This is a genomic window from Candidatus Nomurabacteria bacterium (assembly GCA_016699365.1).
Taxonomy (GTDB): domain Bacteria; phylum Patescibacteriota; class Minisyncoccia; order Phycocordibacterales; family UBA9973; genus CAZLWF01.
The window spans coordinates 670,963-683,773 of sequence record CP064973.1; the positions used below are offsets into that span (position 1 = coordinate 670,963).

Genomic DNA, 12,811 nt, shown 5'->3' on the forward strand with positions numbered 1-12,811 from the left:
TTATTTTGATTGATATGAAATAACTATATCATCTTTGTCTCGCAATACTGTATTTTCAAAAGTATCTACAATCTCCCCATTCACAGATACAACTATTGTATGAGTATCATCTGTTTGGAAAGAGAGAATATTTTGACTATCAAAAGGCTTATCCCAAACTGCAAAGAAATCAGAAAGTGTAAAATCTCTTTGTATCGGTGATTCAACGTGGATCACACCACCACCTTCGTGTGTATGAATAGAGTTCATACAAGTAACATTTATACCTATATTTGCAGGTATTTCTTGTTTTTGTCCATTTATGATTATGGTCAGATTGGGATGGATATGAAACTCTGTTGCCATGTCTGTAGTACAAAGAAGCGCAACCTCTCTGTTGGTAAGTGGCTCACTTATATCACTATTTTCAAATCTAAAAAAACCTTTAAAAGCTAGGATCGACATAGCTAATACAAAAATTAAAACAAATATACTTCTTTTACTCATATTTATATTAGATTTATTATTATCATAGCAATCGACATAAATACCATAATCACATTTTCAACCACTGTCACATAAGACAATGGCAAGGAAAATTTTGTACCCGCACAAGAACATTTGATATCTGCACCATTTTTTAAAACCTTGATAATACCGAGAGTTTGAATACCAAGCATTGGGATTGTAAGTATAGATACGATCATAGAGGCCTTGTGAAAATGCAGCAGTAAGCCAAAGAAAAAAAATACAAAAGGATACAGGCCTGCATACCACGAAAACTTCTGTGCTATTGGATGGTATTTCTTTAGAACTTCACTAGTAGAAGACAGAGAGTAAAGTTGCATTGCTCCAAAAAACATAAAGAAGCCAGCCATAAAGTCATTGAGAATGTTGTCTAGCCCGTAGTTTGAAAGAAAATAATATCTACCGAGCATATACAAAAATATCAAGCCAATCAAAACAAAAAGTATACGATAAGTCTTTAAGCCAGATAGAATCCTCGATTGATTTATTCTCTTTGATCCAGACGGAGCATGGTGTTTGCAATAATTATGCACCAAACCATCCTTGTCTATAAATAGATGGGTGGAATCCATTGAACATAGTTCACATTTTGTCATATATTTTATTGTAGCATTTCTTTTAATATTTTTTGTACGATTGCAGGGTTTGCAGAGCCTTTTGATTCTTTCATAACAGCCCCAACTAGAGACATGAGTGCATTTTCCTTACCACCTTTATATGTAGCAACGATTTCTGTATTTGCATCGATTATTTTCTGTACGATCTCTTTGAGTGCACCTTCGTCATTTTTCTGCAATAAATCTTTTTCAGTCGCAATTTTAAGCGGAGATTCATCGTCCAAAGAAATCATCGCCAAAATATCTTTTGCTGCACGGGAACTTATTTTTCCATCTGAAACAAGAGCTATTAGTTCACTAAAATTTTCAGATGAAGGTACTTTAATTTCAGAGTTATTTTTTTTCAAACCAAGAAAATCAGAAGTAACGTAATTTGATGCAGTCTTCATTTTATCTTTATCACCCAACAATTTTGCAACATCCTCAAACCACAACCCAAGCTCTGAATCATTTACAAAACTCTCTATATCCTCATCTTTAATCCCAAATTCAGTTCGATATCTTTCCCTCTTCTCAGCAGGCAATTCCGGAAGTTCTGATTTCAAATTTTCAATATCAAAAAGCTTGCTCAAATAAAGCTTCGGGATATCTGGATCTGGAAAATATCTATAGTCATTTGCATTCTCTTTCGAACGCTGAGAAAAAGTAGCTTGCTTTGCCTCATTCCACCCACGAGTTTCTTGGACTATCTTATCCCCTTCACCTGCTTCTATAAGCTTTATCATTCTGTCTGTTTCAAAAAGTATTGCACGTTCAGCACTTCTAAAAGAGTTCAAATTTTTTACTTCAACTTTAGTTCCATAAACACTTTTATCATCTGATACAGACATGTTCACTTCTACACGCATCTCACCCTTGTCCATATTTGCTTCTGATACTCCAAGTGCCAATAGTAGAAGTTGCAACTCACGAGCAAATCTTCCAGCAGCCTTTGAAGCCAATTCTGCACTATCAAATGTATGTGGTTCAGTTACAAGCTCCATAAGCGGCACACCTGCGCGATTGAAATCTACCAGAGAAAAATCACCTCTATCATGCTTGGATGTACCAGTGTCTTCTTCTAGATGAATTCTAGTCACATCAAAATCTGCCAAGTGTCCACCTGAAACAATTGGAAATTTATACTGACTAATCTGATAACCTTTTGGAATATCTGGATAAAAATAATTCTTGCGATCAAACTCTGTAAAATCAGCAATCTTGCCTCCGATAGCTAAACCAACTTTAATCACATTTTCTATAGCGGCTTTGTTTGGCACTGGTAAAGTACCTGGATGCGCCATACAGACAGGACAGATATTTGTATTCGGTTTTTTCTCGTTAGGGTCATTGAAGCAAGCACAAAACATCTTACTTTTCGTAGAAAGCTCTGCATGTATCTCAAGACCTATAGTTGTATAGAAAGTTTTACTCACGAAAAAAGTATAGCAAAAATAGTACTTTTCTATTAATTGACATGCTAATTAAAAAATAGTACTTTGAAATCAAACGCACCTTTATGAAAATAAAAAATAACCCAATTTACTCTGGTATCTATGGCGAGATGATGGGACGTCCATTTGAATTCGCATATTTTTATGTTGAAAAAGTGATCAACCCTCTAAACGACAAAGATATCGATCCTGAAAAGTACTCCTTGCTTCTGCCGATTTTACGTACAGGTATGTATGAAAAAATACATGCAGGTGTAGAAAAATACTTTCCAAAAAAATTGAAGGGACTCGAAGAATTTGTATATGGGAAAAAAATGTCACACTTTTTCACAGATGACACAGTACTCACTGTAGCAACTATGGACGCACTACTGGAAGACAATGAAAATCCAGATTTCCAAAAATTCTATTTGAAATGGGCACGTGCCTATCCGAATACTGGATATGGAAGAGTGTTCCGTGAATGGATTGAGAGCAACGACCCAAAGCCATACGGAAGTCTTGGTAACGGTGGAGCGATGAGAGTTTCTCCTGTAGCTTTTATATCAAACGATATTCTTGATGTTGAAAGACTCGCAGAATTATCTGCAAGAGTAACGCACGACCACCCCGAAGGAATCGACGGTGCGATCGCTGTAGCCGGAGCAGTCTTTTTAGCAAAAAGACAATTTGGGAAAAAATATATTCACAAATACATATCCGGATTCCCAAACTACAACATGCAAAGAAAATTGAGTGACATTCGTAAAAATTACAATTTTTATTCAGAAGCACTAAAAAGTGTCCCTGAATCAATAATCTGTTTTTACGAAGCAAGGTCTTCAAAGGAGGCTATATCCAACGCGCTTTCACTAGCCGGTGACACAGACACCATGGCAATGATCGCCGGAGTACTTGCTGGAACTTACTACAAAGATACCGAAGATCATATGGTGGGCTTCTGTAGAATGAGACTTCCAGAAGAAATGTTATATATAATTGATGAATTTGAAGAAAAATTCATCCGATAAAAAAAATCTGCCCTATGGGCAGATTTATTTTTTTAGTAAAGCAACAAGTTCATCCGAAATTTTCTTTACAGACTTCTCATCAAAAAGAGTCACAGTGTAAATCGGTTTTTTAAGTTTTGTAAATTCTTTTATCTTTGCTTTCAATTCTTTCTCATCGATTGCGTCAGTTTTTGTAAGAATTATTATCTCATCTTTTGTAGACAATCCCTCGCCATAAGCTTCAAGCTCACTACGAACTTGCTTATAAGCTTTCATCATGTTCATTCCGTTCTCACAAGAAACCAAGTGTGCAAGTATTTTTGTGCGTTTTATGTGACGCAAGAATTTTATTCCTACACCCTTACCTTCGTGTGCACCTTCTATAAGACCAGGAATATCAGCGATGATATATCCATATAAATCTCCCAAGTTTGGGTCAAGTGTTGTAAAAGCATAATCACCGACTTTTGCTTTTGCATTTGTAATTGCATTTAAAAGACTAGACTTACCGGCATTTGGTAATCCTATAAAACCAATATCAGCAAGTATCTCTACTACTACTTTAAATTTTGATTTCTCTCCTGCTTTACCTGGCGTAGCTTTTTCTGGAGTTGTGTTACGAGAACTTTTAAATTGTTCATTTCCTCTTCCTCCTGGACCACCCTTCAAAATCTTTTCTACTTGTCCTTCTTCTGTGAGCTCTATCTCAAGACCTGTTCCAAGATTTGTAATTTTAGTTCCTACTGGGAAATCAAAGATGAAATCTTTTCCATCTGCTCCGTGTTTTTTGCCACCCATACCAGCCTCACCTGGAGAAGCTTTATAAACCTTTTCGGCAACATATTTCGATAGTGCATCCAAATCACGTATTGCACGTACATATACATCTCCACCAGCACCACCATCACCTCCAGATGGACCGCCTTTTGGAATAAATTTTTCCCGGCGCCATCGAACAACACCGTTTCCACCACGGCCTGCTTCTGCAGATATTATCATTTCATCAATAAATCTCATGTTTTTTTATTAGTTAATTTCTTTTTTCTTGCCCTCTAATATGTCTATATGATCTTGTAATTCTCGAGAATTTAATATCGATATGTTGTACATATAATCTCCTTTGTGATCTGGGAAACTAGATCTCATATACGATGCAAAACCTTGTCCGTATATTTTGTTTATTTGATCTACTGTAACCCTTACTCCAGACTCATATTTATTCGTCAAAACAAACTTTTCCTTAAGCTCTGGGTAAATACTTTCAATCCTTGTGAGAGTATTCTTCAGTTTATCAACTTCACTAAGTTCCCTTTCATTTCTAGGTGGAATTTGTGGAATATCCTTATTTTGATGCTTAAATATGTCTAGTTGCATAATTACCCTACATTTTATTCGCTTCTAAAGCAAGCTGGGCTAGAGCCAGGGCCCCGTCTTTGGTTTTTGCGACACAGAAAAATCTTTTGTTATGACAAAACATCGCCCCCTCAACTCCAGTAACTTTTTCCAATTCTTCATTGACGAGCCCTGCCCATTCTACGGGGAAATATATCCGACTTTCAAATTGTCTAAACGCAGCTGGCACCATCTCAGTACCCCAGCTTTTATCTTGTCTCGGGTATACAACAATTAACGAATCTTCATATTCAGTCAAAACTTTTTTCCATGGAAGATATTGTGGTAACTCAACAATCCGTTTATCTGAAGTATTCTTGTATATATCTCGCACTAGCTCCTGTGCTTCAATCAGATCTTTTGTCTTTTTTATAATTCGATCTAGCACAACTCGTGCATATGATACCAATTTAACAAATTCAGCATCAACATCTATCACCTCTTTCCAACTCGGAAGAAAGAGTGAATATAAATTATGAAAATCAAAAGGTAAAGCATCTTCTCGAGTTGTTTTATAAAGCTCTACTCCATTATCAGGAGCGTCGATCGCTTGCACAAGCTGTTTGTCTACAGCACCTGCAACTTCCCTGCTTCCACAAAGCTTCTCTCCATACTTTTTCCATACAAGCCCAAACGATGCATACGGAATTCCATTTTCTCTGATACCCGCTCCACCTTTCTGATGATGATCGAATCTCTCTATACCCTCATCATACACACCTCCTACATCCACAACAAAATCTGCGCTTTTTATTATCTCCTCATCTCGAGTTCTAACTATCTTTATTTTCTCATCCGGAAAACTTGCGAGTATTGTTGCACACGCAAAAATATCATCAGCGTGAAAAGTTCCATTGTGTGCAAGTAAAATCTTCTCCATATTAATCTCTATCACCAAGCACCTTATCTCCGATCCAACTAAGTATAGATACAATGAGCGCTCCGATTATTGCTGCTGTAAAATTGTCTATATTGAATCCGTCTATAAGTGTTGCTACAAACCAGAAAAACAATCCGTTCAATATAATTGAGAAAAGACCAAGTGTTAAAATATTTATAGGCAAGGTAAGTATTTTTACTACCGGTTTTACAATCAAATTTATAAAACCAAGTACCGCACCAACTATTATTGCAGTAAGCAATGTATCAACATGTATTCCGTCGACGACATAAGGTACAGCTAAAACCGCAAGTGTGATTATGAGCCAATGAGCTAAAATTTTCATATTGTTTAAAAAATTAAATAAATAATGAATCGACTACATTTTTTACATCTCCTCCGTCTGCCTTACCCTTAAGCTCTTTCATAAGCTCAGACATAAGCATTCCTTTTTTTGTTGCATCGGTGATACCAAGAGATTCTTTTTTTGCGCGAGCAATATTTTCAATTTCAGATTTTTCCATCATCTTTGGTAAATACACTTCAAGTATAGCAAGTTGAGCTTCTTCTTCTTTTACCAAGTCTTCCCTTCCTCCATTTTTAAATTGCTCAATAGAGTCTTTGCGCTGTTTTGCGAGTCTTGTAATAACTGCGATTACTTCTTCGTCAGTGAGTGCATCTTGTGGAGTACGTCCTTTTGAAACAAGTTCATTTGTCATAGCGGCACTGATACCTCGGAGCACTTCAAGCCTCACTGCTTCTTTTGCAAGCATCGCTTCTTTTATACTTTCTTTTATTTTTTGTTGAAGGTTTTGCATCTTTTAACTATATCAAATCATGGTAGAATCTACTATATGCAATACAAACTTCTATTTTTAGATACAGAAACAACTGGCAACGAAGCAAAAGACCGACTTTGCCAGGTTGCTTATAGTGATGGAAAAAATCGTATCGAGGCGCTCTTCAAGCCCCCAGTTCCTATATCTATAGAATCCATGGCCGTCCACCACATAACTCCAAAGATGGTTCTAGATAAGCCGGCTTTCAAATTTAGTGAGGAGCATGCATTTCTCGCTAAAAAATTCAAAGAAGAAGAAACTATCGTAGTCGCCCACAATGCAATATTTGACCTAGAAATGCTCGCCAAAGAGGATTTGATTCCTGATAAATTTATTTGCACACTTCGCGTAGCTAGATATTTAGACCCAGAAGAAAAAATCCCTTCATATAGACTTCAATATCTACGCTACTTTTTAGATATTGAAATTGAAGCAACTGCACATGATGCGCTTGGAGATGTACTCGTGCTAGAAAAATTGTTTGAAAGATTGTTTCGCAAGATTGCCGATAGCGAGGAACTAACCGAATCTCAAACATATGAAAAGATGATTGAAATTTCTAAAACACCTTCACTTATAAGAACTTTCAGATTTGGAAAATATAACGGACAAAAAGTAGAAGAAGTGGCAAAGATTGATCGCGGATATCTAGAATGGATGCTCGCCCAAAAATCTGCAGTAGATAGTGGCGAAGAAGATTGGATCTACACCTTGAATCACTTTTTAGGTAAAAATTAAAACGACCACCAGGGGTCGTTTTTGAATTTCTTGATTAATCACCACAGCCACAGTCGAAGAATGCAGTTGTATTTTCTTCTTCTTGTGACGTGCATTGGTAGACCGATATTTGTGGTTTCGGCGTACTTCGGATGCCGAAAAAAATAGCTCCCAAAACCACTAAGATAACGATCATATAAGCAAGCCTATGAATAGGTCTGCGGCTACTTTGAAATGGGGAAATAAATTTACCCCACACCATCTTAAACCAAGAGGCTTTTGCCAAAACAAATGCGGCAATAATGAATGTAAATGGTATTGCCATTACAACCAGTCCTGCGGCAGTACACGATGAAATTTGCATAGATCTTTATTTTTTATAATTATACTTAAATATAAATAAATGTCAATAAAACAAAATCCCCCATCTGAGTGAGGGATTTTAAATTATTTTTTATTTTTTATTTTTTTTAGGATTCTGTGTCTTAGGTCCTGATCGAACCATCGCAGCCATTCTGGCATATCATATCTATCCTCCCAGTTCATCGCTTTAAAAATCCGACGAACTATAAGTAGTATAAATATCAAAATCGCAACTCCGTGAGACACGTTCTCCCCGGCTGTCATAAAGACCAAAAAACGACTAGTGAACTCAGCCCATATAAATGGTATTCCTAAGAAATGAAATAAAAAAACAGGTATTGAAATGATGTCGTAGAAGAACTCTAGAACGCTTTGTATGTATTTATTCATAGTGTGAACATTTGTATGACAATACCATTATATACAGATTGCGTCAAATGCAGCTAATCTCATAAATGTTTGTTATAATTTACAAATGCAAAATATAACTTTCGGAATCATTGGGGCAATAGTAGCCGGGCTTCTAGTCTACTTTCTAACTCGAAATAAAAAAGATAACTCAAGTATAACCAACGACAAAAGTCTGGGGCTGTTGTTGCAACAAATGAACGAACTTACTCGCACAGTAGACGCAAAACTCGGTGAATCTCAAAAGCATGTTTCCGAATCTATGCGTTTCCAGTCTACAGAGACTTCACGTATCATCGCCGACATAACAGAGCGTCTAACTCGACTCGACGAAACAAACAAACAGGTTGTATCTTTTACTGACCAACTCCAGAGCTTGCAAGATATTTTAAAAAATCCAAAACAACGTGGAATACTAGGCGAATACTATCTAGAAACACTTTTGAAAAATGTAATGCCCCCAGGATCCTACCAGATGCAATATCCTTTTTCTGACGGGACGATTGTAGACGCAGCTGTTTTTGTAAAAGACAAAATTATTCCAATCGATTCAAAATTCTCTCTTGAAAACTATAACCGAATATCAGAAACAAATGATCCAAACGAGAAAGAGCGCTTAGAGAAAGTTTTTACAAACGACCTAAAGAATCGTATCGTAGAAACCTCAAAGTACATACAACCAGAAAATGGAACTATGGAATTTGCTTTTATGTTTATACCTCATGAAGCGATCTACTATGATTTGATAGTAAACAAAATCGGAGCAATTACTGAAGACACGGAAAATCTTATTCAACGTGCTGCAAGTAAATACAAAGTAATTATAGTTTCACCTACTTCATTCCTTGCATACTTGCAGACTGTTCTACAAGGATTAAAAGCAATGCAAATAGAAGAAAGCGCAAAGGATATAGTAAAACGTGTAGGAGAACTCGGTAAACATTTAAAATCTTATGAAGATTTTCACAATAAACTTGGGAACGCTCTCGGCACAACAATCAATCATTACAACAACGCCGGAAAAGAACTCAAGAAAGTAGACAAAGATATTTTGCGCATTACTGGAATGCAAAATGAAATTGAACCCGTGTTGTTAGAAAAACTAGATAAAGAAGAATAATGGAAGTTATAATTGGAACAATAGCCGGCGCAAGCGCACTTGCCGGATTAAAAAAAGTTTTCGACCGAGCTCCGAAACGTAAAATCCCAGAGAGTGGAATTGTTTCCCCTGCTTCAGGAAAAGTAATTGAAATTGTAGATATAGATCCGACAAAATTTGAATTTGTAAAAAAGAAAATAAAGAATTCTGTCTCACTTCCTGGGCTTGGCACAAGCGCTAAAATGATTGTAATAGAAATGAATATCCGCGATGTCCACGTCCAGCGCGCACCAATCGAAGGAGTAGTCACCTACTCAAAACATTTTTCTGGAAAACACAAAAATGTAATCCACAGCAAAGGCAAAAAAGATTCTGTATACATAAACGAAAAACAAATCACTGTTATAAAAGGTAGAGATTTTTCGACTTGTGTAATCCAAGTTGCTGGCTTTGTAGCCAGACGTATAAGATCTCGAGTTCATATAAATCAATTCGTAAAAAAAGGTGCAGTCATCGGTAAAATCTCTTTCGGATCTCAGACAATACTTATATTACCTAATACACTAAATATAAAAATCCGTATAGGCGACAGAGTTACAGACGGAGAAACTCTAATAACACAAAATTAAAACCGCTCGATTGAGCGGTTTGCTTTTTATATATTTAAAATAAATTTGCATTGCCTGATAACTTCTATTGGACCGTGGTTGCGTTCAATAAAATATCTCACTGCATCATAAACATATCTTTCGTGACCTGCATGAAGAGCAAGTCCTTCTGATACAGGAATCCAGCTAACACTTTCAACTTCACTTTTATCAAGACCGTAAAAGGTGTCGATAAATTTATCCTTCGGAAGAAAGGCAAAGAATACGGTTGTCTCAATCCATGCGTTATCGGTATTCCGATAATCATCGGAATATTTCCTATACATTCTCTTCACAAGACGCTGGTCGAAATTTTTAAATTGAGGAACCTCTTCGCCAAGCTCACGTAGAGCGGCTGTGACTTTTGACTCACCTTTGTCTACCATTCCACCTACAACAGCATTCATACCGTTGTCTGCGCGTTTGATTGCTAAAAAACAAAGCAAGCCAGTTCTTGGATGAACTGTAACCATGACAATATCCACTGCACGATTGGCTCCCCATTGATACAAAAGCCCTCTACCTCTAATACCTGTTCTTCCACAAGGATTAAGGGGTCGACCTTCTATATCGTGAGCTATCCTATGGATAACTTTACTAAATCTCTGGTTGATATTTTTATAAGCATCCTCGGCTTCAATTTCTCCAGCCATGCTCTTTTTAAGAACAGAATCATGCACAAAATATGGAGGATCGTACTCAGGCCAATCAATAGCCCAGCACCCTTTATCTTCTGGAACGAAAAACCTTTCTGGATAACTATCCGGCTTTTTTGTTCTAGCAATATTATGAACCTTTTTTAATATCTCTAAATTTCTTCTTGGCATATTATGAATTTGACAAAGTATACAATATTTCGTACAATATATCAAGACCTGAGGTCATTTTAAATTATTTCCTCAGATAGTGTACTTTATACTCTAAATACTATATACTAAAGATATGAAAAAAGCAAAACTAACACCAAGAGAACTAGGATTTGTAAGAGTTGGCGCAGCCGTTCCCTCTTTAAAAATTGGGGATATCTCCCACAACTTAGACGAGCTAGAAAAGCTCGCCAAGGCAAGTTTCCAAAATGGATCATCTATCACTGTATTCCCTGAGCTTTGTATCACCGGATACACGGTCGGTGACCTGTTTCAGCAAAAAATCATGATTCAAAAATCCCTTGAAGGTCTTTTTGACTTAGCAGGTAGAACTGGAAACCTATCAGGGGTTTTCATTGTAGGCCTACCTATCGAATATCAGGGTGCGCTATATAACTGCGCAGCTCTAATAGGAGGAGGTGAAGTTCTCGGTATTGTGCCAAAAAGCTACTTACCAAACTACAGTGAATTTTATGAAAAAAGATGGTTCACAGAAGGCATTCATGTTCCAAAAGGTGCAACTATCAAGAAAAATTATTTGGGACAAGAAATTCCATTTGGAACAGACATTATCTTTGAAGACAGGGACAACAAAAATCTCGTTCTTGGAATCGAAATCTGTGAAGACGTGTGGACAGTGATCAAGCCAAGCTCAAAATTAGCACTGGCTGGAGCGACTATTCTTGCAAATCTTTCAGCATCAAACGAAATTGTAGGCAAGGTCACTTATAGAAGAGACCTTGTGCGACAACAGTCAGCTGATACGATAAGTGCTTATGTTTACACTTCATCTGGCCCAGGCGAATCAAGTACTGATTTAGTTTTCTCGGGTCATGCAATAATCGCTGAAAACGGTTCGATACTTTCTGAAAACGAACGCTTCAAATTCGATAGTCAAATTGTCTATGCTGATATCGATATTGATTTGATAGCGATGAATCGCAGACGAAATATTAGTTTTGGTGAGTCGAAACGTGAAATCAATCCTGAAAACTTTAGAACTGTAATCGTAAACATGAATTGTTATTACGAAAAGTTCAAAACGCTCGGACGAAATATCACAAAGACACCATTTGTTCCTACAGACGAAAAGACTCGTTTTGAAATCACGGAAGAGATTTTCCAAATCCAAGCGACAGCGCTCGCGACTAGAATGCGCAATTCAAACATCCACAAACTCATCTTGGGTCTGTCAGGTGGACTGGATTCTACACTCTCTATGCTTGTGGCTATAAGATCCTTGGAGATCCTTGGTCTACCAAAAGAGAATCTGACACTGATTACGATGCCAGGATTTGGTACAACAAAAAAGACCAAGACTAACGCCGAAAAACTTGCAGAAGCTTTCGGAATAAAACTCGAAAGCATAAGTATCGAAAATGGGTCAAAAATTCAGTTAAGAGATGTAGGACATGATGGCGAAAAACAAAATGTAACGTTTGAAAATGTACAGGCTCGCTATCGCATGATGACCTTGCAAGATATCGCAAACGAACGCGGTGGGCTTGTACTCGGAACCGGTGACTTATCAGAACTTGCACTTGGATGGTGTACATTTGGTGGAGACCACACTGTTACATACAATGTGAACGGTGGAGTTCCAAAAACACTTGTTCAGCATGTCGTACGATATGCAGGCAAAGTTTACGGTGGATCTATTGAAGAAGTTTTGAATGAAATCCTTGGCACACCGATATCGCCAGAGCTTTTACGTGGAGACAAAGATAACCCAACGCAGAAGACAGAGGATGTTGTCGGGCCTTATGAATTGCACGATTTCTTCTTGTTTCATTTTTTACGTCGCGGAGAGAATCCATCAAAAATTCTTTACCTAGCAAAATATGCTTTTGGTGAAGAGTATGAGACAGAAACAATCCGTAAATGGTTGGGGGAATTCTTGAAAAGATTTTTTTCTCAACAATTCAAGCGCTCAATCATCCCAGACGGACCAAAAGTTGGATCGGTAACACTATCATCACGCGGAGACTGGCGCATGCCATCTGATGCTAGCGCCAAAATGTGGATAGAAGAATTGAATAATGTTATTATTTAAG

The 12,811-nt window shown here is 37.2% G+C and carries 16 protein-coding genes; 5 read left to right on the forward strand and 11 right to left on the reverse strand.

Annotation, left to right across the window (positions count from 1 at the left end; genetic code table 11):
• From IPJ63_03910 to gatB, 3 genes are read right to left on the reverse strand one after another with little or no spacing between them, the layout of a single operon-like run.
• Complete coding sequence (locus IPJ63_03910; protein QQR76612.1) at window positions 1-486, reverse strand: hypothetical protein; 486 nt, start codon at window positions 484-486, stop codon at window positions 1-3.
• 2 nt (window positions 487-488) lie between these two features.
• On the reverse strand, window positions 489-1,103 hold the full coding sequence (locus IPJ63_03915; GenBank protein ID QQR76613.1) for a hypothetical protein: 615 nt from the start codon (window positions 1,101-1,103) through the stop codon (window positions 489-491).
• Between the two features lie 5 nt (window positions 1,104-1,108).
• Window positions 1,109-2,539, reverse strand: coding sequence for an Asp-tRNA(Asn)/Glu-tRNA(Gln) amidotransferase subunit GatB (gene gatB, locus IPJ63_03920; GenBank protein QQR76614.1), 1,431 nt, complete (start codon window positions 2,537-2,539; stop codon window positions 1,109-1,111).
• An 83-nt stretch (window positions 2,540-2,622) separates the two neighbouring features.
• Between gatB and IPJ63_03925 the strand changes: the two genes are divergently transcribed.
• Window positions 2,623-3,567, forward strand: coding sequence for an ADP-ribosylglycohydrolase family protein (locus IPJ63_03925; GenBank protein QQR76615.1), 945 nt, complete (start codon window positions 2,623-2,625; stop codon window positions 3,565-3,567).
• Between the two features lie 24 nt (window positions 3,568-3,591).
• Here the strand turns inward: IPJ63_03925 and obgE are convergent, their stop codons facing one another.
• From obgE to IPJ63_03950, 5 genes are read right to left on the reverse strand one after another with little or no spacing between them, the layout of a single operon-like run.
• The gene (gene obgE, locus IPJ63_03930) at window positions 3,592-4,563 is read right to left on the reverse strand and encodes a GTPase ObgE (GenBank protein ID QQR76616.1); all 972 of its coding nucleotides are present in this window, start codon (window positions 4,561-4,563) and stop codon (window positions 3,592-3,594) included.
• Window positions 4,564-4,572: 9 nt separating this feature from the next.
• Window positions 4,573-4,920: a hypothetical protein gene (locus IPJ63_03935; GenBank protein ID QQR76617.1), complete on the reverse strand. Its 348-nt coding sequence runs from the start codon at window positions 4,918-4,920 to the stop codon at window positions 4,573-4,575.
• Window positions 4,921-4,927: 7 nt separating this feature from the next.
• Entirely contained in the window at window positions 4,928-5,818 is an 891-nt protein-coding gene (locus IPJ63_03940; GenBank protein QQR76618.1) for an MYG1 family protein, read from the reverse strand.
• Between the two features lies 1 nt (window position 5,819).
• Window positions 5,820-6,164 (reverse strand): phage holin family protein, encoded by a 345-nt coding sequence (locus tag IPJ63_03945; GenBank protein ID QQR76619.1) that lies wholly within the window; start codon window positions 6,162-6,164, stop codon window positions 5,820-5,822.
• 13 nt (window positions 6,165-6,177) lie between these two features.
• Window positions 6,178-6,636: a GatB/YqeY domain-containing protein gene (locus IPJ63_03950; GenBank protein QQR76620.1), complete on the reverse strand. Its 459-nt coding sequence runs from the start codon at window positions 6,634-6,636 to the stop codon at window positions 6,178-6,180.
• Between the two features lie 36 nt (window positions 6,637-6,672).
• Here IPJ63_03950 and IPJ63_03955 point away from each other — a divergent pair, with 36 nt between their 5' ends.
• The gene (locus IPJ63_03955; protein QQR76621.1) at window positions 6,673-7,395 is read left to right on the forward strand and encodes a 3'-5' exonuclease; all 723 of its coding nucleotides are present in this window, start codon (window positions 6,673-6,675) and stop codon (window positions 7,393-7,395) included.
• Window positions 7,396-7,429: 34 nt separating this feature from the next.
• Here IPJ63_03955 and IPJ63_03960 read toward each other — a convergent pair whose 3' ends face one another.
• Together IPJ63_03960 and IPJ63_03965 are read right to left on the reverse strand one after the other, a co-directional pair.
• Window positions 7,430-7,738 carry a hypothetical protein gene (locus IPJ63_03960; GenBank protein QQR76622.1) on the reverse strand — a complete coding sequence of 103 codons (309 nt, stop codon included), beginning with the start codon at window positions 7,736-7,738 and terminating at the stop codon, window positions 7,430-7,432.
• An 83-nt stretch (window positions 7,739-7,821) separates the two neighbouring features.
• On the reverse strand, window positions 7,822-8,127 hold the full coding sequence (locus IPJ63_03965) for a hypothetical protein (GenBank protein ID QQR76623.1): 306 nt from the start codon (window positions 8,125-8,127) through the stop codon (window positions 7,822-7,824).
• An 85-nt stretch (window positions 8,128-8,212) separates the two neighbouring features.
• On the opposite strand from IPJ63_03965, the gene IPJ63_03970 reads away from it, so the two are divergent.
• Window positions 8,213-9,265 carry a DNA recombination protein RmuC gene (locus IPJ63_03970; GenBank protein QQR76624.1) on the forward strand — a complete coding sequence of 351 codons (1,053 nt, stop codon included), beginning with the start codon at window positions 8,213-8,215 and terminating at the stop codon, window positions 9,263-9,265.
• Entirely contained in the window at window positions 9,265-9,873 is a 609-nt protein-coding gene (locus tag IPJ63_03975) for a phosphatidylserine decarboxylase (protein QQR76625.1), read from the forward strand. The genes IPJ63_03970 and IPJ63_03975 overlap by 1 nt, the downstream gene beginning before the upstream one ends.
• Before the next feature lie 26 nt (window positions 9,874-9,899).
• Here IPJ63_03975 and IPJ63_03980 read toward each other — a convergent pair whose 3' ends face one another.
• Complete coding sequence (locus tag IPJ63_03980; protein QQR76626.1) at window positions 9,900-10,718, reverse strand: NUDIX domain-containing protein; 819 nt, start codon at window positions 10,716-10,718, stop codon at window positions 9,900-9,902.
• 115 nt (window positions 10,719-10,833) lie between these two features.
• Here IPJ63_03980 and IPJ63_03985 point away from each other — a divergent pair, with 115 nt between their 5' ends.
• A complete protein-coding gene (locus tag IPJ63_03985) occupies window positions 10,834-12,810 on the forward strand; it encodes an NAD(+) synthase (GenBank protein QQR76627.1) in 1,977 nt (658 codons plus the stop codon).
• Window position 12,811 lies beyond the last annotated feature (1 nt).